Annotated in this window: 19 protein-coding genes; 7 read left to right on the top strand and 12 right to left on the bottom strand. The window is 67.4% G+C overall.

All coding sequences use genetic code 11. The features are described 5' to 3' along the window. Positions 1 to 52 precede the first annotated feature (52 nt). Together QSK35_RS21830 and QSK35_RS21825 are read right to left on the bottom strand one after the other, a co-directional pair. Positions 53 to 1,168 (bottom strand): LLM class flavin-dependent oxidoreductase, encoded by a 1,116-nt coding sequence (locus tag QSK35_RS21830; RefSeq protein WP_285749067.1) that lies wholly within the window; start codon positions 1,166 to 1,168, stop codon positions 53 to 55. 232 nt (positions 1,169 to 1,400) lie between these two features. Beyond that, complete coding sequence (locus tag QSK35_RS21825) at positions 1,401 to 2,816, bottom strand: MDR family MFS transporter (protein ID WP_285749065.1); 1,416 nt, start codon at positions 2,814 to 2,816, stop codon at positions 1,401 to 1,403. Between the two features lie 82 nt (positions 2,817 to 2,898). Here QSK35_RS21825 and QSK35_RS21820 point away from each other — a divergent pair, with 82 nt between their 5' ends. Then, positions 2,899 to 3,525, top strand: a complete 627-nt coding sequence (locus QSK35_RS21820; protein ID WP_285749063.1) for a TetR/AcrR family transcriptional regulator — start codon at positions 2,899 to 2,901, stop codon at positions 3,523 to 3,525. 1,036 nt (positions 3,526 to 4,561) lie between these two features. On the opposite strand, the gene QSK35_RS21815 is transcribed toward QSK35_RS21820, so the two are convergent. The 4 genes from QSK35_RS21815 to QSK35_RS21800 all read right to left on the bottom strand — a co-directional run bounded on the left by QSK35_RS21815 (position 4,562) and on the right by QSK35_RS21800 (position 9,968). Next, positions 4,562 to 7,726, bottom strand: a complete 3,165-nt coding sequence (locus QSK35_RS21815; RefSeq protein ID WP_285749061.1) for a type 2 periplasmic-binding domain-containing protein — start codon at positions 7,724 to 7,726, stop codon at positions 4,562 to 4,564. 382 nt (positions 7,727 to 8,108) lie between these two features. Then, complete coding sequence (locus QSK35_RS21810) at positions 8,109 to 8,462, bottom strand: hypothetical protein (protein WP_285749060.1); 354 nt, start codon at positions 8,460 to 8,462, stop codon at positions 8,109 to 8,111. A 176-nt stretch (positions 8,463 to 8,638) separates the two neighbouring features. After that, complete coding sequence (locus QSK35_RS21805) at positions 8,639 to 9,226, bottom strand: adenylyl-sulfate kinase (RefSeq protein WP_285749440.1); 588 nt, start codon at positions 9,224 to 9,226, stop codon at positions 8,639 to 8,641. A gap of 382 nt (positions 9,227 to 9,608) precedes the next feature. Further along, entirely contained in the window at positions 9,609 to 9,968 is a 360-nt protein-coding gene (locus QSK35_RS21800) for a hypothetical protein (protein WP_285749059.1), read from the bottom strand. 106 nt (positions 9,969 to 10,074) lie between these two features. Here QSK35_RS21800 and QSK35_RS21795 point away from each other — a divergent pair, with 106 nt between their 5' ends. Continuing rightward, positions 10,075 to 12,714, top strand: a complete 2,640-nt coding sequence (locus QSK35_RS21795) for an nSTAND1 domain-containing NTPase (RefSeq protein ID WP_285749058.1) — start codon at positions 10,075 to 10,077, stop codon at positions 12,712 to 12,714. A gap of 491 nt (positions 12,715 to 13,205) precedes the next feature. Then, positions 13,206 to 13,562, top strand: a complete 357-nt coding sequence (locus QSK35_RS21790) for a hypothetical protein (RefSeq protein WP_285749056.1) — start codon at positions 13,206 to 13,208, stop codon at positions 13,560 to 13,562. A gap of 135 nt (positions 13,563 to 13,697) precedes the next feature. Here QSK35_RS21790 and QSK35_RS21785 read toward each other — a convergent pair whose 3' ends face one another. Then, positions 13,698 to 13,823, bottom strand: a complete 126-nt coding sequence (locus QSK35_RS21785) for a hypothetical protein (protein WP_285749054.1) — start codon at positions 13,821 to 13,823, stop codon at positions 13,698 to 13,700. Positions 13,824 to 14,128: 305 nt separating this feature from the next. Then, entirely contained in the window at positions 14,129 to 14,464 is a 336-nt protein-coding gene (locus tag QSK35_RS21780) for an STAS domain-containing protein (protein ID WP_285749052.1), read from the bottom strand. A gap of 89 nt (positions 14,465 to 14,553) precedes the next feature. On the opposite strand from QSK35_RS21780, the gene QSK35_RS21775 reads away from it, so the two are divergent. Together QSK35_RS21775 and QSK35_RS21770 are read left to right on the top strand one after the other, a co-directional pair. Next, the gene (locus QSK35_RS21775; RefSeq protein ID WP_285749050.1) at positions 14,554 to 15,252 is read left to right on the top strand and encodes a TetR/AcrR family transcriptional regulator; all 699 of its coding nucleotides are present in this window, start codon (positions 14,554 to 14,556) and stop codon (positions 15,250 to 15,252) included. After that, positions 15,249 to 15,872, top strand: coding sequence for a class I SAM-dependent methyltransferase (locus QSK35_RS21770; RefSeq protein ID WP_285749048.1), 624 nt, complete (start codon positions 15,249 to 15,251; stop codon positions 15,870 to 15,872). Before QSK35_RS21775 ends, QSK35_RS21770 begins: the two co-directional genes overlap by 4 nt. Before the next feature lies 1 nt (position 15,873). Here the strand turns inward: QSK35_RS21770 and QSK35_RS21765 are convergent, their stop codons facing one another. Next, positions 15,874 to 16,374, bottom strand: a complete 501-nt coding sequence (locus tag QSK35_RS21765; RefSeq protein ID WP_285749046.1) for a hypothetical protein — start codon at positions 16,372 to 16,374, stop codon at positions 15,874 to 15,876. Positions 16,375 to 16,499: 125 nt separating this feature from the next. Between QSK35_RS21765 and QSK35_RS21760 the strand changes: the two genes are divergently transcribed. Beyond that, entirely contained in the window at positions 16,500 to 17,180 is a 681-nt protein-coding gene (locus QSK35_RS21760) for a metalloregulator ArsR/SmtB family transcription factor (RefSeq protein WP_285749044.1), read from the top strand. Between the two features lie 39 nt (positions 17,181 to 17,219). On the opposite strand, the gene QSK35_RS21755 is transcribed toward QSK35_RS21760, so the two are convergent. The 3 genes from QSK35_RS21755 to QSK35_RS21745 all read right to left on the bottom strand — a co-directional run bounded on the left by QSK35_RS21755 (position 17,220) and on the right by QSK35_RS21745 (position 20,066). Further along, positions 17,220 to 18,110, bottom strand: a complete 891-nt coding sequence (locus QSK35_RS21755; RefSeq protein WP_285749042.1) for a carboxymuconolactone decarboxylase family protein — start codon at positions 18,108 to 18,110, stop codon at positions 17,220 to 17,222. Positions 18,111 to 18,191: 81 nt separating this feature from the next. After that, positions 18,192 to 19,394 (bottom strand): MFS transporter, encoded by a 1,203-nt coding sequence (locus QSK35_RS21750; RefSeq protein WP_285749040.1) that lies wholly within the window; start codon positions 19,392 to 19,394, stop codon positions 18,192 to 18,194. An 18-nt stretch (positions 19,395 to 19,412) separates the two neighbouring features. Next, on the bottom strand, positions 19,413 to 20,066 hold the full coding sequence (locus QSK35_RS21745; RefSeq protein ID WP_285749038.1) for an ArsR/SmtB family transcription factor: 654 nt from the start codon (positions 20,064 to 20,066) through the stop codon (positions 19,413 to 19,415). Between the two features lie 215 nt (positions 20,067 to 20,281). Here QSK35_RS21745 and QSK35_RS21740 point away from each other — a divergent pair, with 215 nt between their 5' ends. Beyond that, complete coding sequence (locus QSK35_RS21740) at positions 20,282 to 21,430, top strand: cysteine desulfurase family protein (RefSeq protein ID WP_285749036.1); 1,149 nt, start codon at positions 20,282 to 20,284, stop codon at positions 21,428 to 21,430. Positions 21,431 to 21,448: the final 18 nt, after the last annotated feature.

Below are 21,448 nucleotides of genomic sequence, written 5' to 3'. Positions count from 1 at the left end.
TTGGAACGCCAAAGGGCCGAGGCGAACCGCCTCGGCCCTTTCCGTTGTGCGGTCAGGCGCTCGCCTTCGCAGCCTTGGCCTGGGCGACGAAGTGGGACTGCTTGCTCTTCACCCAGTCGCTCGACCGATGCACGCGCGCGGTGGAGCCGGAGAAGTGCGGCGCGACGTAGCGGGCGAGCAGGTCGAAGCTGCGCAACGTCTTCTCCCACGACGTCCAGTCGCGGACCGTCACGAGCAGCGTGCCGAAGCCGCCGGTCTCCTCCAGCAGGCGCTGGATGGCGATGACGCAGTCGTCGACCGAGCCGACGATTGCGTCGCCGTCCGCCACGATGTCCTCGATGTCCTTGCCCGCCAAGTTCACCGGGATGCCGAGCGTGTCGCGGAAGTAGCCGTGCGCGACGTCCTTGAGGCCGGCGCGGACGTCGTCCATGGCCTCCTGCGTGGTCTCGGCCACGTGCATCGGCATGGTGATGCGCCACGACGAACGGCCGATGTTGTTCCCGTGCTCGGCCGCGCCCTCCTCGGCGTGCCGCCACTGCGCGGCCAGGTCGACGCGTGGCATGCCGGGGATCGGCGCGCCGAACGAGATCGGGCTGATGCCGTACCTGCCCGCCAGCCGCATGCTGTTCGGCGTGCGCGCGCTGGAGATCGCGAGGTCCGGCGCGCTCGAGTACGGGCGCAACTGCAGCGACGCCTCGTTGAGCGTGAACCAGTCGGTCTCCATCGTCAGGGGCTCGTCGGACGTCATCAGGTGGTGCACGGCCTGCAACGCTTCGGCCGTCATGCGGCGCGTCTCCGCCGGATCGACGCCGATCATGTACATGTCGGCGGGCGAGGACCCCGCGCCCATACCGAACATCGCGCGCCCGCGGGTCAGGTGGTCGAGCTGCACGAAGCGCGAGGCGACCATGTAGGGGTTGTGGTACGGCAGGCTGACGACACCGGTGCCGATGCGGATGTGGCGGGTGCGTTCGGCGGCCGTCGCGACGAAGAGCTCGGGCGACAGCACGGTGCCCCAGCCGCTGGAGTGATGTTCGCCGACCCAGTACTCGGCGAAGCCGAGGCGGTCGAGGTGCTGGGCCAGTTCGAGGTCGCGGTCGAGCGACAGTGTCGGGTCCTCGCCCGGCGGGTGGAGCGGGGAGACGAATGCACCGAACCTGAGCGTCATGTTCCGTCCTGGAGGTTTCCCGGCATCGGTAGGCGGTGTCGGGACAGGGGCCTTCCGACGCCGGACGTGTGTTGGTGACCTGTCCCCGCACGTCGAGCCTCGCAGCGGATTTCCCGCCGGATAAGCCTCGAAGGCGGTGCGCGTTGGCGCGCAACCGCCTACCGGTCTGGGGTACCGAAACGGCTACGCGCGGACCGAGGGGGGTGCTCGGTCCGCGCGTCACATGACCGCGTTATGCGGTGGCCTTCTCCTTGCGGAGCAGGAACAACGCCGGAAGCATCGTCAGCCCCGTCAGCACGACCGCCCACCAGAAGGCGTGGTCGAACGCCTGCGCCAGACCCGCGGTGTTCCCGGTCGCGGCGGTGAGTGAGCCACCGGACCCCGGCACCGTCGCCGCGATCTGTTGCTGCAGCACGACGGCCAGCAGTGCCGTGCCCGCCGAACCGCCGACGCGCTGGAAGATGTTCAGCGCGCTGGTGGCACGGGGGATCGCCGCCTGGCCGAGCGCGGTGTACGGCGCCGCCATGGCCGGCACGTTCGCCAGCGCGATGCCGAACCCGCGCACGAACAACGTGACCGCGAGCAGCGCGGCGTTGGTGTCCGGACCGGCCAGCGCGAACGGGATCGTGGCCGCCACGGCGATCACGATTCCGACCGGCGTGATCCGGTACGTGAGCTTGCTCGCGAACACCGACGCGACGACAAAGCCGACCCCCTGCGGCGCGAGCAGCAGACCCGCGCTCAGCACGCTCTCGCCGCGCACCGCCTGGAAGTACAGCGGCAACAGGATCAGCGCGCCGAACACGATCGCGTTCAGTCCCGCGGAGGTGATCGTCGCCGCGGCGAACGTCCGGTTGCGAAACAGCCGCAGGTCGATCAGCGGCTGGTCGGTGCGCAGCGACTTGACGGCGAACGCCACAAGCAGCAGTACACCCGCGATCGTGGGCAGCGCGCTGGTCTCACCGAGCCCGAACATCAGCAGGCCGAGCCCCGGCGAGATCAGCAGCAGACCCACGACATCGAGCTTGGACGACCCGGACTTGGCCGTGGGCGCCATCTTGACCGCGGACAACGCCATCGCGACCAGCGTGATCGGGATGTTGATGAAGAAGATCCAGCGCCAGTTCGCGTAGTCGATGATCAGCCCGCCGAGCACCGGCCCGAGCACTGGCGACAGCATCGCCGGGATGGACACGATCGCCATCATCTTGCCGATCCGCTGCGGCCCGGCCGCCTGCGCGAGGATCGCCTGCGCCACCGGCAGCATAAGTCCGCCACCGAGGCCCTGAACGGTCCGGAAGACGACGAGGCTGGTCGTGGACCACGCCAGGCCGCCCAGGACCGAGCCGGTGAGGAACAGGGCCTGCGACCAGAGCCACATCTGCTTGGCGCCGAAGCGCTCCATCGCCCAGCCGCTCAGCGGGATCACGACGGACAGCGCCAGCAGGTAGCCGGTGGTCACCCACTGGATGGTCGCGAGCGAGCTGCCGAACTCGTGGGCGAGGTCGCGGATGGCGATGTTGACGATCGTGCCGTCGAGCAGCACCGGGATGCTGCCGAGCACGAGCACCGTGCAGAGCCAGCCGAGCGGGCTGCGCGCCTCCTCGGCCTGGGCACCGGTGGCGGCGCGCTCGTCGAGTGTCGTCATCGTGCTCTCCTGGGTTAGACTTCGGGTCTAGAAACGTAGGTTAGACCATGGGTCTAATTAATGCCAGCCCCTGGGAGCGCGCATGACCACTGCGGTTCGAGGGCGACCGTCGAAGCGCCGCCAGATCCTCGATGCGGCCGCTCAGGTGTTCGTCCGAGAAGGCTTCGCCCACGCGTCGCTCGACGCGATCGCAGCGGAAGCCGGAGTGGTCAAGCAGACGATCTACAACCACTTCGAAGACAAGAACGCACTGGTCACGGCGGTGTTCCAGGGTGCGTTGGACCCGCTGTCGAGCGAGTTCTCCGACGTCCTCGCGGAGACGTTGGGTGCTTCCGGTGATGTGCGGGAGCGTCTGACGGCGTTCGGACGCCGGTGGATCCGGCTGCTGTTCTGCGAGGGGCCGGCCACACTGCGGTCGCAGATGGTCGCGGGGGCCCGGAACAGCCCGGAGCTGGCCGCGGCTCTGCTCGACGCCGACCGCGGGGTGGTGCTGCGCGAGGTCGCTGAGCACCTGGCGCGGATACCCGAGCTACGGATCCCTGATCTCGACCGCGCGGCGCGGCAGCTGCGTGGGCTCCTGCTGGGCGAGGCACATCAGCAGTCGGCGTTCGGGCAGCGGGAGCTCACCGGTGCCGAGGTTGCCGACGTTGTCGAGTCCGGCGTCGACCTGTTCCTCCGTGCCTATGCCGAAGCAGGGGCTCACGCCTAGGTTCGGATAGCTGGTGGCGGGCTGGGAGTGGAAGTCAACTGGGAGGGGTAAAGCCGCGGCAACAGTGTTGGACTAGCGCGGCTGGAGGCACTAGCCCGAGTATTGCCTCGACGGACTTTGCCGAGGCCTGGGGTAAGGCGGCCGGCGAACCGCTGGGCCGGGTGTGTTAGGCCCCGCCGCCCGCGGCACTCCTTTACTCGCCCCGTTACACTTGAGGCTGATCTGGAAGAACAGGCCGGAGCATGCCGCTCAGTCGTTCCACGACTGGGGGATCAAGGGGGCGCAGGTTCAAATCCTGTCGTCCCGACGGTCTGGATCAGCCCGCTGATTCTGGGTGAAAGCCCAGGCCAGCGGGCTTTTTGCACGCTTGTAACGATCTTCGCTTGATCATCAATTTTATGATCGACAGGCCGATGAAGGAGCGAAACCGGAGCTGCTGCCTCCTTCGGTTCGACTAACGCCAAATGGGGTCGTCACGAACGGGTGAACTTGCCGAACTGTGCTGAACAAGCGTCAACAGGTGCAAATCGGCGTGATCGGTAGCCAACCGAACGGCGGCATGCTGCCCGCTGAGGGGAGAGGCCAGCCGGCACCTCGAAGTGGCGCATGTAGCCAAGCTGTGCCGTACTGACTTGAAATGCGACGACTATCCCGCAAGACGCCTGAATCGGACGGTTGACGTACCTGGCTGATGACCGTACTTCGCCCGCAAGAGTCGCTCGCCTACTTCGACCTACTCGCCAGCGCGAGGGATCACTATGTCTGGTGATCATGGTGCAGTTCTCGACGTTGCCAAGGTCTGCGCAGGTTCGAATCCCTGGGGCGGTTCAGACAGCATCCACACGCCGGGGGAGCAAGAGTCGATCTTGTGTAGATGCTGAAGGTGCCCCCAGGGCGGTTCAGACAGCATCTGTACGTGACCGTCCTCGGCGTGAGCTGGTGGTTTCCGTGACGGTCGAGGTGTCGCGGAATCGGCGGACGGGAGGGGGTGCCTGATGACCGCGGGCGTCAGCCGAGCCACCGATAACGATCACGGCTACCTGGCTTCGTTGGTTGCTCTGCGTACGATGGCACTCGGATCTTTCTTCAGCTGATCAAGCACTGCTTCGAGGTTGCGGAAGTGGGGCTCGTTGTTGATGCGAGCTAGGCAGTCAGCGAGGTTGCGCCGTACACCGCGGTCGGAGTCGGCAGCGAAAATCGAGGCGAGGCCTGGGTCTCGTTCGTCTTGGTTCGCCCAACATACTGCGGCTGCCTGTCGGATCCCAGGAGCCGGGTGCATCGCAAGCAAGCCAAGTGCGATTGGGAACACGCGATTGACCTGGACGAGGGTCTTGCCGCGCAGCATGGCGTCCGTCCGGTTTGGCAAGGCTGTTACGCGGGCAGGTTGAAGGCGCTGGTGGATTGCTTCGGCGGTTTCTGGATCATCGGTGTAGAAGGCGGCGGTGAGCAGCGCTTCTGCGGCTAGGTGCTCGCTTCCGGCGTCGATCCGGAACCTGCTCAGTGGGTGCAATGACTGCTGGTCAAACAGATCGTGCTGGTTGAGGTCAGGGGTGTCGTGCAGAGCGATGAGCCGTCGGCAGAGCTCACGGCGGATCTCGTCCGGAACCCGATCGTGTAGAACACGCAAGGCGTTGAGCGCTGCCATTCGGCTACTGGCGATGTCGCGATCGTCTTCAGCCCATGCTGTGAGGTGATCAATAACTTGGTCTCTGAGATCGATCAGTTCTGAGCCTTGCTCATCCTGCACAGAAGCAAGGGCCGTGTGCAGCAACAGCGCACCGTACGACGCTCCGTCACCGATTTCCCAACTGTTGCGCTCTTGTCCGACGGGGTGGCTAAGTATTCCGTTGCATGCTTCTCGTGCTGCTGCCACAACTTCATCGGTGCACTGCTCCCATGCCGCAAGCACATGAACTGCCGCGGCCTCGCCTGAACGAGCCTGCTCTTTGACTAGCTCAAGCACCTCACTGCGCCGAACGTTCAGGTTGTAGAGGTGTCGATCAGCGCGATGGATCTTCTGCCGCGCACATTCAACCAGCGCCTTAACGGCCGGGACAGCGACGTCGTCTTCGGCTTTCTCTGCGCAGGCCGAGAAGAAGGCAAGCATCTCGGCATCGATGAACCGGTAGTGTCCAGGTTCTCGCGGCACGAGGCTCAGCATCTTGGGTAGCAGATGTTGAGCCACGTCTGTGGGAAGGCGGTGACCAAGTGCCCCTAGCGCACCCACCGCGTACTTAACCGGGTCGGGACTGAAGAAACTCCGCGGCGACTCAGCGTCGATGATGGTCACGAGCAGCGACGCTGTGTCCGCCGCGCGGTCGTCTGGGATCAGATCAGCTTGCTCAGCACAGACAGCAGCCGCGGAAGCATGGACCCAGACCGGAAAGCGCACTGTGAGATACCGGGACACGTCGAGCGGTTCTGAGGCAGTACTAGCCGCCGCGACGGCTTCCTTGCGAGCTCCCGCGAGTACGAACTGTCGCACCGCGTGAGCCGGCATGTCGGCATCGGCGAAGACCTTGCCATATCGCTTGCGCGCTAGCACTTCATCAAGCAACGAGCCGGAGATGCGTTCATGACGTACCCAGTGATGTGCCGCGCGATGCGCATCAGGCAACTGTCCGTCAACGAGCGCGTCCAGCGTCGCGAGGGCTGCGTCGTCTGAACCGGGTAGAAGGCGCGTGCGCGTGCCGATCGCTCGAGCCGAGCGCATCGGATCTTGACGTGTGTCGAGCGTGTCCGAGAGGAAAGCGATGGAACGCAACGCATCTCGTGTGTCTCCACCATGATCAGCGTGAGCAGCCTCGATAACGGCGCGACGATACGCTTCGATCGCCTGTTGTGGAGGTCCCGCGAACGCTAGTGCGTGTGCGGCCCTGCGCAGGGCGAGAGCACCGATCGGTTCAGGCAACCAGCCACCGTGAGCCTGGCGTGTCAGGTCCGCGAACATCTCGACCGGATCTTCGCCGCCATGGACCTTGAGGTCGGCGATGCAGCACTCAAGCCGTGTACGAAGCTGCCCAGACATTCGCCCGACTACTGCGCCGGCAACATCGAGCAGGACGGCGAAGTCGTCAGCGGGGTCATCGTCGGTAACGATCTGTTCGGCTACTGCGAGTGTCAGTCGCCCGGCGAGGTCGTGATTCGCCTCGGCGAGTGTCTTCAGCGCGTCCGCCACGGGCGCCAGGTCGTAGCCCTGCTCGGGCCAATCGTTGAGTGCAGCCGCAACGAGCGCCGCGGCGCCGGCGGTAGGGTCTAGCGATTCAGCGAGCACACCAGCCAGGTTGACTTCACTGCGGATGTGCTGACCCGCTTCGTATAGTTCGAGAAGGAGATCCATGGCGACTGCGAATGCCCCAGCGTGGTCGCCGGCGGCTCGCAACGCGTCCCGCTCACGTGCCTTCCAGGCTCGTCCGTAGGCGACGAACCCTTTGTCGCTCAACGCTTTGCTTAGCTCGCCGAAGAGCTCAGCAGCTGCGTGTGGAGCTTGAGCATCGAGTGCTTCTGCGCGACCGCGCAGCTCTCCGAAGCCGAGCATCTCCACAGGATCGTTCAGCAAGGCGCGTCCGTCTGGCGTCGTTGGCTTCGCCGATGGTTCATGACCACACACGGCCTTCGCCCATTCAGGGCCGAAGATGCCGTGGATCAACGATCCTCGGTTGTGGAGCTTGCGGAACAGCTCTTGGCCGTCGTATAGGTCGATCTCGAGGTCGCCTGCAAATGTTCGCTTCAGGTTACGTAGCTCATCCTCCACCGCTGTGTCCTTCACGGTGCAGGCAGTGACAAGAACAAACCGTTGCGCGTCGACCCGGCGACCCGGCTTCTTGGCCTTGGACCGATTGGACCGTATGGGGTCAGTGAAATCCGTGACGGCCTTGCGTAGTTCAGTAGCGGTGAGGTTGTTGATGCGACGAACCTGGTACACGTGTAGATCCGTGCCCTGATAGCCGATCAAGTCGAGCCCACCCTGATCCTGACCTGGTCGACCGTAGATGCGGATGCAGTTCAACCCGTCGACGAGCCAGACAGTCTCAGCGACAAGGCGTTCAAACGTTGGGGGCGCCAACTGATCGAAGGGAAGTGACCACTGCGAGCGGAGAGGAGGCGGAAGTTTCTCGGTCCGAACCCGTGCCAGCAGCTCGCTCAGAGCCACCTCTGTCTCTCCGGACTCAAGCGGGTCAGCGACGTCGTTGTCGTTCAACTCAACCTCGCAACGGCCGAACAACGGGCTAAACGACCATAATAAGGGCTTTCGGTGCGCCCCATGCGCTTAGCAGGCTGACTTGAGGCTCTCGGCAAGCTTCCTTCAGTCAGTAATGCCTGGCAGCTTAGGTAGGCACTCGAATTTCTCGCAGGATGGCTTCCGCGCTACGCTTGAGCAGGATCTCAGCAAGGCTCTTTCCGAATGGGCTACGACCCGATGCTCGAACACACGATCACCCTTCGGGTGCGGTGGCGCCGCTTCTGGCGCGCCCGCCGCGGCAAAACACCCATCCCGTAGCCCTAAGGCGCTGGTGCGTCCCAGTCGATGGGCGCCAGTCCGTCTTGGCGCCGGGTCTGGTTGACCACCACCCGGTAGTGGTTCATGACGTCGGTGAGGACGTCTTCCCACGGCGGTGGGTCGAGGATTTCGCGCACGGCCAGCAGCGCTTTGAGTAGCTGGGGGTGGCGACGGGCACCGGCCACGCCGGTTGCCTCGACTGCGGCAGCGGGTCACCGCTGGGCAGCTCGATGTAGCAGATGGCCGATTCGTAGGTGGGGTGGCAGCGCGCGGTTTCGGCCAACCAGCCGGGCAGCTCGTGGACCTCGCCGTAAACCTTGAGACGATGCAGGTAGTGCATCAGGTTGTCGTTGGTGGCCTCCCGCGCATCGGCGTTGATCTCGTCAATGTCCTCGCGTACTTGGTCCAGGTCGACCGACGTCCAGCCGCCGCTCACCGCGGTGCCGCCGGCCGTGCGCTGTGTCGCTCGTTAGTGTCGCCAGCCCGTGGGGCGCGATCGGCAAGGCAGGCCGGGCACCTTGAGGACGTTCAGTTGCCGTTGCCGTGGTGAGTCCACAACGTGTGCCACTCCGGGAATGCAGCATTGGACAGGGTGTGGGCTCTTCGACGTGGTTAGGCAGGGCGGAGCAGGGTCAGCACGTGCTCGGCGGTTTGTGCTGGTGTCAACGCAGCGGTGTCCAGCCACGCACCCTCGTTGGCGAGTTCTGTGCGCATCTGCGCATCAAGGTGACCGAACAAGTGGGCCACGCTCTTGCCGCCACGGGTGCGATCGCGCTCCACGCTGACCGAGACCGGCGGCGCCAAGACGACAAGTGTCAATTGCCGGGGCGCCAGGCAGGTCCGAAGCGTGTCGAGGCTGTGCCGGTCCGGCACCGCCCCTTCCATGATCACGGCATAACCGTTGTCGTGGAAGTTCGCCGCCAGAGCCGCGGCATTGCGCAGCCCGAGCTGGATCTGCTCGGGGTCGTTGTTCAGACCGCTCACCACGAAGTGGTTGAGCACCACATCCATATCCAGGTGCACGCCGCGCTCGAACCGGCGTGCCACGATCCGCGCCACTGTCGACTTTCCCGCGCCAACCGCGCCGGACAACAGCACAACCGTGTCGAGCCGCTGGATCGGCCTCCGGTTCGCGCTGCCGGCAGCTGCTTCCGCGTCGGCGTGTACGCCGCGTTCCCGCTCGGCGACTCCGGTGGGCACGATCAACCCGCAACCGCAGGGGCACGCCGTCTCCGCGGGCGCGATGGTCGGTTGCGGCTCCGCAGGCTGAGAGCTCATGAGTGGAAGTATGCCCAGGGCGATCTCCGCGCCCTGCGTCTATCGCGGATCGGTTGCCGTTGACCGCCACGCCATCCGGACCGGTCTTGAGGGGTGCGGTCTGCGGCACGGCAAGGCTTTCGGGGCAGTGGATGACGGCTATTCTCGAAACTCCTTTGGTCCACTGTGGACAATCAGGCCTCAGGTGGGGAAGTGCTCGCCTGGGATGTCGGGGTCGACGAGCTGATGCTGCCCGGTGGGTTCCGGCGGACGAGCGATCGGCCGGTGTTCCCGCGAGGCGGCGGGACACACCGGCCGACCCGGCCTACACCGGTATGCAGGCCTCTCCCATGGAGTGGTAGGCGCCGTCGTAGAACGCCCATCCCCTGGCACAGGCCCAGCCGCTGCCCCATGCGCCGAAGGGCCTGGTGTCCTCGCCGACCTCCCAGTGGGTGTCCTCGCCGGCGGGGTCCTTGGCGTTGAGGTTCGGTCCCCACAGGTCGTAATGACCCCAGAACGCGAAGTACCGGGCCTCGGCCCAGATGCGGTATCCGCTGGCCGTGTACTGGCGCCAGATGCGGACGTTCTGATCGACCCGTTGCTCGGGCACCGAATCGGCCATCGCCGGAGCCGCGGTCAGCACGGCCATGAACGTCATCACCAGGACGACCACTTTCCTCACCACGTGTCATTCCTCCCCTCGATCGGTTGCCGGGACTCGGTTTAGTGCGAACGGGTTGTCTTGTGTCGAGCCGCGAACACTGAACGACAACCGCTGAACAATCCCGGCCATGCCACGGGGAGAGCGTCCGCTTGACGGTGTGGAGGACAACCCGCTGGTGCGGTTCGCCGGTGAGCTCAGGGCGTTGCGCGTCGCGGCGGGCAGCCCGCCTTACCGGGAGCTGGCGCGCCGGACGCACTACTCGGCCTCGGCCCTGTCGGATGCCGCGGGCGGTCGGAAACTGCCCAGCCTGGAAGTGACGCTGGCGTATGTTCGCGCGTGCGACGGCGACGTCGCGCAGTGGGAGCAGCGCTGGCACGCGCTCGCCGCCACGACCGAGCCGGCGGGCGACGACACCACCTCGCCCTACGTGGGGCTGGGCGCGTTCCAAGTGGCGGACGCCGACCGGTTCTTCGGCCGCGAACGGCTGGTCGAGGAGTTGCTCGGGCTGCTCGCCGACCGGCGGTTCGTGACGGTGTTCGGCGCGTCGGGGTCGGGGAAGTCGTCGCTGCTGAGGGCGGGTCTGTTGCCCCGGCTCAGCTCGGCGGCGCTGATCACGCCCGGTGAACCGCTGCCCGATGCGGACGTGGTGGTCGTCGACCAGTTCGAAGAGGTCTTCACCGGCTGCCGGGACGCGGACGCGTTCATCGACGCCGTGGTCTCGACATCGCGTCAGGTCGTGGTCGCGGTGCGGGCCGACTTCTTCGCGCACTGCATCGCCCGTCCCGTCCTGGCCGAACGGATCCGCGAGGCTCAGGTGCCGGTCGGTCCGATGACCGCGGAGGAGCTGCGCCGCGCCGTCGTCCAGCCCGCCGCCGCAGCCGGATGCGCGGTCGAGGGCGCGCTGCAGACCGCGGTCGTGGCCGAGGCGGCGGGACAGGCGGGTGTGCTACCGCTGTTGTCGCACGCGTTGCGCGAGACGTGGCGGCGCAGACGCGGCAACACGCTGACACTCGCCGGGTTCACGGCGGTCGGCGGCCTGACCGGCGCGCTGGCACGGACGGCCGAGGCGGTGTTCGGCGCGCTGACCGACCGGCAGCGAGAGCTGGCCAGAGGACTGTTTCTGCGGCTGATCGCGCTCGGCGACGGCACGGAGGACACCCGGCGGCACGTCCCGCATGGCGAGCTCGACGACGACCCCGACCTCACTGTCGTGCTGGAGAGGTACACGGCCGCACGGCTGCTGACCGCGGACGGCCACGGTGTCGATCTCGCCCACGAAGCCCTCATCCAGCGCTGGCCCCGGCTGCGCGACTGGCTGGCCGACGACCGGGAAGGGCGCAGGCTGCACCGTCAGCTGACCGAGGCGACCAGCGTGTGGGAGACGCTCGGCCGGGACACCGAGTCGCTCTACCGCGGCACACGGCTGCGCGTGGCACGCGAGTGGGCCGCGCGGCACCACACCGAGCTGACCGTCCGCGAGCGGCGGTTCCTCGACGCCGGTCACGCCCTGGAGACCCGGCGCGCGCGCCGGGCGAGACAGCTGGTCGCGCTGCTGGTCGTGTTGCTCGTGGTCGCCGCGGGCGGTGCGGCGGTCGCCGTGCGCGCCGAGCGCGGCGCCGCGCACCAGCGCGACGTAGCGTTGTCGCAGATCGTGGCGGGCAAGGCGGTCGCGCTGCGCCGGACGGATCCCGCGCTGGCCGCCCAGCTGAGCCTCGCCGCGTACCGCCTGTCGCCCACCGCGGACGCGCGCGACAGCCTGCTCGGCTCGTTCCCCATCCCGGACACCGCCCGGCTGACCGGCCACACCGGGCACGTCAACACCGTGGCCTTCGGCCCGGACGGCCGCACGATCGTCACCGCGAGCCACGACCACACCGCCCGGCTGTGGCGCGACGGCCACGAGGTCGCCGTGCTGACCGGTCATGGCGCCACCGTCAACGCGGCGGCGTTCAGCCCCGACGGAACGCGGGTGGCGACGGCGAGCTGGGACCGCACCGCGCGGCTGTGGGACGCCGGCTCGTCCGAGACGCGGTCCGTCCTCAGTGGACATACGCGTGAGGTCAACGCCGTCGCGTTCAGCGCGGACAGCAGACTGGTGGCCACCGCCAGCACCGACGCAACCGTCAAGCTGTGGGACGGCGCCGCCGAGGTCGCGACGCTGACCGGGCACACCGATGCGGTCGTGTCGGTCGCGTTCAGCCCACAAGGGAACGTGGTCGCCACCGGCGGCTGGGATCACCTGGCCGGAGTCTGGCGGGACCCCGCCCACCCGGTGTTCCTCACCGGCCACACAGCGCCGGTCGTGTGGGTCGCGTTCAGCCCGGACGGCGGGATGCTGGCCACGGCGAGCCAGGACAACACCGTCCGCCTGTGGGACATGACCACGCTGCGCGAGTTGAGCGTCCTCCGCGGCCACGAGGCGGCCGTGCGATCGGTCGCGTTCCGGGCCGACGGCCGGATGCTCGCCACCGGGAGCCAGGACAACACGGCCCGGTTGTGGGACATCAGCGACCCGCACGAACCCAAGCAGCTGGCAATGCTCGGCGGCCACCACCGGCCGGTCGTCTCGGTCGCGTTCAGCCCGGACGGGCACACGCTGGCCACCGGAAGCGACGACGACACCGCGTTGCTATGGAACATCCCCGCCCGCGTTCCGGACACGGCCGACCGTGCGGCGGAATGGATCTGCGCGACCGCGCGTCCCGCGATCACCACGGCTCAGTGGGCCCAGTACTTCCCCGGCGTTGCGTTCCATCCTCCCTGTTGAAGACCGTGCCTCCGTGACCGCGGCCGCTGGTAGCACCGTCCTGCACAACGCCGCGACACCCGCCGCGGTTGTCGGCTTGAGGAGTTCACCGATGATGTCGGTGGCGGTGTCGATATCCGGTCCGCCACGATCCACCGTCGGTATCGCGTCGACAGGCTGGCGATCACTTGCGCTCCTGTGCGACGGCAAGGGCGAGCACGGCTGCGGTGAGCTTTCGGATCAACTCGGCCTTCCCCGGTCTGAGGTGAACTGAAACCGAGGTAGGGCTTGTCAGCCGGGGACGCACAGCGTGGGTTTGATCCCGGCGGAGGTCCACGACCTGCAGCGGCCACGAGCGAGCGGTGACGTCGGTTTGACGTCAATCAATCGTGTGGTCCGGCGGTCACTGCTGCCACATCTGTCCCTCTAGTCACATTGATCATGCTGGTTGCAGCTTGTGTCTGAACAGTTGCTGTCCGTGTTCAGGAACGAGTGAGGTGGAAGGAGTCGAGATGCGCAGGCGGGTTGTCGTGATCGTCGCTGCGGCGATCGTGGTCGGCGGCGTTGGCGGGACGGCGGTGGCCATGGCCGCCAGCGACGCGGAGCCGACGAACAAGATCGTTACGATGAAGGGCGGCGGCCAGGGAGCGGATTCCGGCCGCGTGACCGCGAAGTGCCCGAAGGGCTTTCAGGTGACGGGCGGCGGCTTCAAGAACAAGGTCAGCCTCCAGTACTTCCTGGCCAGTTATCCCGAGTCAGACCTGTCCGGGTGGACAGTGGAGGAACGGCCCTTCGAGGTGACGGACCCCCACCAGGAACGGTGGGGCGAGTTCGAAGCGTATGCGGTTTGTGCTCCGGTCGCCGGCTAGCCAGATACTCCGCATACAAGGCGCTGAGCTGCGGCGGATCGGCGCTCCGCTGGACGTTCACCGTGTTGTCGATGCCGGTGCCGGCGGAGGTCTAGGGGCAACCTCACGCCGGCGCCCGCGATCTGCTTCATGTCGTCACGGCACGAGAACCGGCTGGTCCACGACCCACAACCACGACCCGTCCGGCTGACGGCGGGCGATCTGGACGGTGATCTCACCGGTCGTGAGCGTGGTCGCCGTGAGCGCCAGATCGCCGCGCACCAGTGCCGGGGTGCTGCCTGCCGGGCGCGAGCACCGGCGCTGCCGCGACGAACTCCTGGGACAGCCGACGGCCCCCAGGCGGCACTGGGTGGCCATCAGGCACGACGTGCACGAAGACGGTGGCGACTGGGGCGTCAATCATGCCCACCGCTCGGGGACAACCGACGCCGCACTGGAGACGGGCGTCATGCCCTACCCGTCCCGTACTGCCATGCTCATCCTGCCCGCATGCTGTCGCGAGGGCCGAACGGCCTCATCCGCCGCACCGAAATCCCCGTCCGGCCGCGTGCGGCTGACGACGTCGGCTAGTAGGAGTTCAGTGCGATGTCTGCGAGCGCCTCGAACGCGTTGCGGTACACGTCAAGAACCTTGTCGACCTGGGTGATGGCGAGCGTGCGCAGCAAGAGACGCTGGTTGGCGACGATCGCCAGTCGCGTTCCCTCGCGCTGCGCATCGGCGTGGGCCTGGCCAAGCACTCGTATTCCGGCGGAGCCGAAGAACGTGATCTGACGCAGGTCGACGACCAGCGCTTGCGGGCGCTGCGCGATCTGTGCGGTGATCGTGCTGAGGACGAGGTTTTCCCCGGTGCACTCCGGGAGGTGATCGCCTGGTTCGCCGCGGGTCAGTCGGAACCGGATCACGCGGCCGATCGCGTCGCCGCAACCGTTCACAGCGCCATTCAGGGAGCCGACGGTATTGACTGACTCAGTCGGTCATTTATTCTGGAAGGGTGCCACGCACTCGTTCCGCCGACATGTTTCCCAGGCTCGTCTCGGCCGCGGCCGAGACCTTCATCGCGCAGGGCTTCCAACGGACCCAGATGCAGGACGTCGCCGACGTGCTCGGGGTGGCGAAGGGCACCGTCTACGGCTACGTGGCGAACAAGGACGCGCTGCTCGGGGCCGCGCTGCGGTACGCCGATGGGGTCGAGTCGCTACCTGGTGCCGACCGGTTTCCGGTTCCCGCGCCGATGGAGGGAGAGCTGGCGGCGCTGGTGGCCGAGCGGCTCGGCAACGAGATCGGGCAGCTGCGGCTGGTCGAGGCGGTGTCGGCGCGGCGACGTGGTCCGCTCGCCGTGGAGCTGAGCGAGATCATCACGAACCTCTACGAGACGCTGGCGCGGCACCGGGTCAGCATCAAGCTGATCGACCGCTGCGCCCCGGAGTTGCCGGAGCTGGACGAGGTCTGGTTCGGTCAGGGCCGCTCGGGCCTGGTCGGTGTGCTGGCCGAGTATCTCCAGCGGCGCAAGGCGTTGCGACTGCCCGGACCTGCGCCGCTGGTCGCCCGCACGATCCTGGAGACCTGCGTGTTGTGGGCGGTGCACCTGCACTGGGATCCCGCCCGGCAACCCGTCGACACCGCTGCCGTTCCAGCCACGCTGGCAGGCCTGCTCACGCGTGGGCTGCTGCCTGAAGGGACATCGACATGAGCAGGAAGCTCACCACGGACGGTCTTCGTCAGGTGTGGGACCGCTACGCACCGCGCTACGACCGCGACATCAGCTTCTTCGAACGCATCCAGTTCGCCGGCGGCCGCGAATGGGTGTGCCCGCAGGCCGTCGGCGAGGTGCTCGAGGTCGCCATCGGTACCGGCCGCAACCTCCCGCACTATCCGGCGGACGTCAGGCTCACCGGCCTGGACCTCAGCCCGGCCATGCTCGACATCGCCCGCACCCGTGCCGCCGAGCTCGGCCGCGGAGTCGAGCTGTGCGAGGGAGACGCGCAGGCGCTGCCGTTCGCCGACGCCTCGTTCGACACCGTGGTCTGCACGCTCGGGCTGTGCGGTGTCCCGGATGAACGCGCGGCGATCGCCGAGATGTACCGCGTGCTGCGACCTGGCGGCAAGTTGCTCCTTCTCGACCACGTCGGCAGCCACCACCGGATCGTCCACTTCGGTCAGTCACTGCTGGAGAAGCTGAGTGTCCGGATGTGCGGCGACTACCAGACCCGCCGCCCGCTGCCGCTGGTGGAACAGGCTGGGTTCGTGGTCCAGCGGCAGGAACGGCTCAAGCTCGGCATGGTCGAACGGGTGGCCGCGGTCAAGCCCTGAATCAGGTCTCGGCGCGGGAGCGCGTCAGGCCGTAGTAGGCAAGCGCGGCACCGACGACGAAGATCAGCGTGTCGAGGTAGATCAGGCCGAGATGCCCGAGGGTGTCGAATCCCCACGGGTAGTGCGCGGGCAGGGCGACGGACAGCCCGAGGACGGGGACGGCAACCGCGGTGACCAGCGCCCACATCTGGCCGTGGCGCACACCGAACCAGGCCAGGCACGCGACGGCGAGCCCGGCCGCGGCGATGAAGCCGCTGACCGCGATGTGCAGGTGGCTGATGTAGTGGTAGAGCGAGGGAGAGAACTGCTCGATCTGTGCTTTGCCGACGCTGACCTCGCCCGAGCCGATGCCCAGTTCGAGGAACGAGTCGGTGAAGTTGCGGATGAAGAAGATCACCGCGTAGCCGACGAAGCCGAGGCCGGCCAGGCTCATCACCGCGGCGCCGGCGCGCACGGCGGACTGTGCTGATACAGCAGGCAGGTGTGCCGAGGCGGTCGCCATCGTCACCCACCCCCTTCCACGAAGGCGGGACTATTCAAGTGAATGTTTGAATGCTCCGCCGCTCGCCCGAACTTGTCAAGTGTTCGATTGAATAGAAGAATCGATGTGGAGGGAAGGGGTGTGAGATGAGCGACCGGGTTGCCAAGGACGCGCTGTTCGACGGGTTCGCGCGCATCACCAAGGCGCTGAGCAGCGGCAGGCGATCCGAGATCGTCGACTTGCTCGCGCAGGGCGAGCGGTCGGTAGAGGAGATCGCGAGCGAGATCGGGCAGAGCGTCGCCAACACCTCGCAGCACCTGCAGCAGATGCTGAAGGCCGGGCTGGTCGGCACTCGCCGCGACGGCAACCGGATCTACTACTCGCTGGCCGGCGGCCGGGTGCTGGACCTGTGGGTCGCGGTCCGTGACGTCGCCGCCGAGCACCTTGCCGAGCTCGACAGTCTCGCCGCTGCCTACCTCGGTGACCGGTCCACGCTGCAGACCGTCTCCCGCGCCGAGTTGGTCGACCGGATGCGCCGCGGAGATGTAGTCGTGCTCGACGTGCGGCCGGAGCCGGAGTTCCGCGCAGGGCACATCGCGGGCGCTGTTTCGATGCCGCTTGACGAGCTGCGACGCAAAGTCCGCGGTGTGCCAAAGGATCGCGAAGTGGTGGCGTACTGCCGCGGGCCCTATTGCGTGTACGCCGACGATGCGGTGCGCACGCTGCAGCGGCGTGGCTACCGTGCGGCGCGCCTCGAGGACGGCTTCCCGGAGTGGTCGCGCAGCGGACACCCGGTCGAGAACGGCGTGGACTCGCCAGCATCCTGACCAGTTGCGGGCACCTATTCACGGTTTTACTTGTGTGAGTCATCTTTCCGGCAGTGCGCGCAGACCGGCGTAGAGGCTGCGCAGCGCGGCGCCGACGGCGGCGGCGACGGTGATCTCGAAGATCTCGTCCTCGCTGAGCCCGGCGGCTTTCAGATCGGCGATGTCGGTGTCGGTCACTCGATACGACGAGTCGCGCACCTTCTCCGCGTACGAGGCCCACGGCGCGTCGACAGGATCACCGCTTGCGGCCGCCCGGCGTGCGGCAGGGCCGGTCTTGCAGGGGGAGTCGAACACCGCCGTGCGCAGGTTGCCGACCAGCCGTTCGTGACGTTCGCCGGTCGCGGCTGTGTTGGTGCCACCGGTGAGGAAGCCGGGGAAGCGGTAGCCGAAGCGGTGCAGTGACTGCGTTCCCTTGACGAGTTGTTCCTGGGAGTGCAGCTGGAAGCCGAACGCGTTGGCGAGCCGGTTGACGATGTTCCAGATCAGGTTGACATGCAGCGCGTCCAGCACCGCCTCGCGCGAAACGCCTGCCGGGACGTCGAGGGCACTGACATCGTCCGGCGCGGTGGTGATCTTTTCCAGCAGCGCGAGAATCGCGGCGAGCTCGGGACGCGCCGAGCTGGGATCAGCCGCGTCGATCTCACCCTCCGAGGCGATCCGGGTCATCTCCGTGTGGCTGTCGATGCAGAACGGGCATTGCAGCAGCTTGGCGGTGGACATCGCGATGTACTCGCGCTCACCCGCGGTCCAGAACGACGGGCCGCGCATCATCTCTGCGGACAGGTCGAGCAGCGGCGCGCCGAGGAACTCCGGCCGGTACAGCAGCGTCTTCGGCACGTCGGACATCGGCACGCGCGAGGTCAGCTCCGCGAAGGAGAAGAACAGCCGGACGCGCAGCCGGTGCTCGTGGTCCAGCACGTCGAGTCGCATCACGCACCTCCGCCAGATCGGCGATCCCGTCCAGTAGAAGACGATCGAACCCCACGGAACTCGACCCGCCGGATCAGAAAGTCAGACCTTGATCCGGGGACGGACGACGACGAGCGGCACGAGTGCGAGCGCGATGATGCCGCCCGCGAACGACAGGGCGGGGTAGCTGCTGCTCGCGACCACGAAACCCGAGGCCATGCCACCGGTCGCACCGGCCACGGCGATGGCCATGTCGATGCGGCCCTGCACGGTCGCGCGAGACTCGAGCGGCACCGCGTCGGTGATCAGCGCGGTGCCGCTGACCAACCCGAGGTTCCAGCCCAGCCCGAGCAGTCCAAGCGCCAGGGTGAGCAGCAGAGTCGACTCGGCGGGCGCGAAACCGGCGACCAGCCCGGCCGCGAGCAGGGTGAAACCGGAGGCGGCGACGACCGGCAGCCTGCCGATCCGGTCGACGAGCCAGCCGCTGAGCGGTGAGGGCAGGTACATCCCGGCGACGTGGACGGCGATGACGAACCCGGTGGCCGCGAGGTCGTGACCGTGATGGCGCATGTGCACCGGGGTCATCGTCATGATCGCGATCATGACCAACTGGATGACCACCATGGTGGTCGCGCCGATCAGCAGCAACCGCGAGTCGCCACTCGGGTTGCCGCTCGTCACGGGGGCCGCGGGCATGGACCGGGCCGTGAGCAGTGGGTCGGGCCGCAGCAGCACCCACAGCACGATGGCGGCCGCGGTGTAGGCGAACACGGCGAGGGCGAACGGACCCGCGAGAGCCGGAACGCCCCAGCGTGCGGCCAGTTCGCCGGTCGGCGTGACGAGGTTGGGGCCGAGCACCGCGCCGAGCGTGGTGGCGACGAGCACGGTGCTCACCGCACGGCCGCGGCGTTGCGGTGAGGCGAGGTCGGCGCCGGCGTAGCGGGCCTGGAGGTTGGTGGAGCTGCCCGCGCCGTAGACGAACAACGCGATGAACAACAGCACGACGTTGTCGGTGGCGGCGGCGATGACCACACCGAGCGCGCCGACCGCGCCGGTGAGGTAGCCGCCCGCGAGACCGGCCCGTCTGCCGTGCAGGCCGGACACGCGAGCGATCAGCACGGCTGCCAGTGCCGAGCCGATGGTGAACAAGGCCGCGGGTAAGCCGGCCGCGCTGGTGGCGCCAAGCATGTCCTGGGCGAGCAACGCGCCGACCGTGATGCCCGCGGCCAGTCCGGCGCCGCTGAGGACCTGGGCCGCGACGAGCACCGAGAGGATGCGTTGCTGAGCGGGGTGTTGAGTGATCACGGTGTCCATTCGGAGAGCTCAGACCGCGACTGGGAGGTCGGCGAGGCGCCACTCGAGCATGCCGTCGGCCAGCCGGCGGGCGGTTCGTCCCCGCGCGGTGAGCAGGCGGACGGCGTCGTGGGAGAGCACGCAGTAGGCGCCGCGGCAGTAGGCCACGATCTCCTGGCCGGCCGGGAGATCTGCCAGCCGGTCCGCCAGCTCTTCGAGCGGAACGGACACTGCGCCGGGGATGTGACCGGCGGCGAACTCCGCGGCGGGCCGGACGTCGATCACGGTCGCGCGTCCCGATCGAACGCGATCCAGGAGCTCCTCGCGAGTCACCGCGTCAGTGTCATCGCCCAGGTAGGCCTCACGCGCCGACCGCACATCGGGCAGCCGGTCGTCGGCGACGGTGCGCAGCAGCGTGAACAGTTTGGCGACGTCGTCGCCTGCCAGCCGGTAGAAGATCTTCGTGCCTTCGCGCCGGGTGGTCACGAGGTTGGCCTGCTTGAGGGTCTGCAGGTGGGCGGAGGCGGTGGTCAGCCCCAGTTCCGCCGACTTCGCGAGCGCGTCGACCGTGCGCTCGCCCTGGGCGAGCAGGTCGAGCAGCTCAAGCCTCTTGCCGCTCGCGAGGGCCTTCCCCACGCGAGCGAACTGGTCGAACAACGCGGTCTTCGCGTCCCTGTCGCCCATGGTTCTCCAATCATCCTTGGAATAGTGTAGAACACTGAAGGTGAGAGGAGACGATGACCGTGCCTGAGGTGCTTCCGCTTGCCGACGACGGACTCGTCTACCGGCTCTGGCGCGACGGCGGCTTCGCCATGGGTGGTCGCCGCACTCACCGCCCTCTCCGGAGTCGTGGTCGCCGTGCGCATGTACGAAACCCACTCCAACAGGAAGGTCAGCGCGTGACCGTCCCACGTGGACTCCTCGACGGACCCATCTACCTCGACTACAACGCCACCACACCGATCGACCCGGTGGTGACCGAGGCGATGCTGCCGTATCTGACCGCGGAGTTCGGAAACCCCTCCAGCACCCACCACTACGGCCGGGAATCGCGCGTCGCGGTCGACCACGCCCGTGATCAAGTCGCCGCTCTCCTCGGCACCTCAGCCGAGCGGATCGTGTTCACGGGATCGGGCTCCGAGGCCGACAACCTCGCCATCCGAGGTACCGTGCTCGCCTCGGGCGTGGACCGGCCGCACGTGATCACCCAACCCACCGAGCATCCTGCGGTGTTGCAGGCATGCGAGGCGCTGCGCCGCCGGCACAACGCGGACGTGACGTTCTTGCCGGTCGACAGCAACGGCCTGGTTGACCCAGACGACCTCGCCGCCGCGATCACCCCAGGAACCGTCCTGGTGTCCATCATGGCGGCAAACAACGAAACCGGTGCACTGCAACCGATCGACGAGCTCGCTCGGGTCGCCCGCGAGCACAGCGTGGTGTTCCACACTGACGCCGCCCAGGCCATCGGCAAGATCCCGTTCGACGCGACCGAGTACGACCTCGTGACCGTCGTTGGACACAAGATGTACGCCCCCAAGGGAATCGGCGCGCTTTGCATCCGGCCCGGCGTACCGCTGGAACCGTTGGTGTACGGCGGCGGCCAGGAACACGGCCTGCGCGCCGGCACCGAAAATGTCGCTCTTGCCGTGGCACTCGGCACCGCCGCCGAACTCGCGGCGAAGGACCTCGCCTCCGGTGGCTACGACCGTATCCGCGCGTTGCGGGACCGCCTTCACCAACTGCTCGTCACCGCGCTACCGGGCCGAGTCCACCTCAACGGTCCCGAGACGGCTCGGTTGCCGAACACTCTCAATATCAGCATCGACGGCATTGTCGGTCACGAATTGCTCGACACCACAACGGAATTCGCCGCGTCCACCGGCTCAGCGTGCCACAGCGGACAACACGAGCCTTCTCCGGTGCTCACCGCCATGGGGATGCCCTCTGGTCGTGGGCTGGGCGCATTGCGACTGTCGCTGGGCCGCTGGACCACCGGCGAGCAGATCGACCAAGCCGCACACCACATCATCGCGGCAGCAAGCTGACGCCTGGTCGATCGCGTG

The organism is Lentzea sp. NBRC 105346, from assembly GCF_030269605.1.
In the GTDB taxonomy this organism is placed as follows: domain Bacteria; phylum Actinomycetota; class Actinomycetes; order Mycobacteriales; family Pseudonocardiaceae; genus Lentzea.
The sequence above is the reverse complement of the archived record's forward strand: the minus strand, read 5'-3'. Positions and strand labels throughout refer to the sequence as shown.

Bases quoted from the DNA above. Each gene is read 5' to 3' on its own strand.
- QSK35_RS21830 (WP_285749067.1), bottom strand. From the start codon at position 1,168: ATGACGCTCAGGTTCGGTGCATTCGTCTCCCCGCTCCACCCGCCGGGC.
- QSK35_RS21825 (WP_285749065.1), bottom strand. From the start codon at position 2,816: ATGACGACACTCGACGAGCGCGCCGCCACCGGTGCCCAGGCCGAGGAG.
- QSK35_RS21820 (WP_285749063.1), top strand. From the start codon at position 2,899: ATGACCACTGCGGTTCGAGGGCGACCGTCGAAGCGCCGCCAGATCCTC.
- QSK35_RS21795 (WP_285749058.1), top strand. From the start codon at position 10,075: ATGCCACGGGGAGAGCGTCCGCTTGACGGTGTGGAGGACAACCCGCTG.
- QSK35_RS21790 (WP_285749056.1), top strand. From the start codon at position 13,206: ATGCGCAGGCGGGTTGTCGTGATCGTCGCTGCGGCGATCGTGGTCGGC.
- QSK35_RS21770 (WP_285749048.1), top strand. From the start codon at position 15,249: ATGAGCAGGAAGCTCACCACGGACGGTCTTCGTCAGGTGTGGGACCGC.
- QSK35_RS21765 (WP_285749046.1), bottom strand. From the start codon at position 16,374: ATGGCGACCGCCTCGGCACACCTGCCTGCTGTATCAGCACAGTCCGCC.
- QSK35_RS21760 (WP_285749044.1), top strand. From the start codon at position 16,500: ATGAGCGACCGGGTTGCCAAGGACGCGCTGTTCGACGGGTTCGCGCGC.
- QSK35_RS21755 (WP_285749042.1), bottom strand. From the start codon at position 18,110: ATGCGACTCGACGTGCTGGACCACGAGCACCGGCTGCGCGTCCGGCTG.
- QSK35_RS21745 (WP_285749038.1), bottom strand. From the start codon at position 20,066: ATGGGCGACAGGGACGCGAAGACCGCGTTGTTCGACCAGTTCGCTCGC.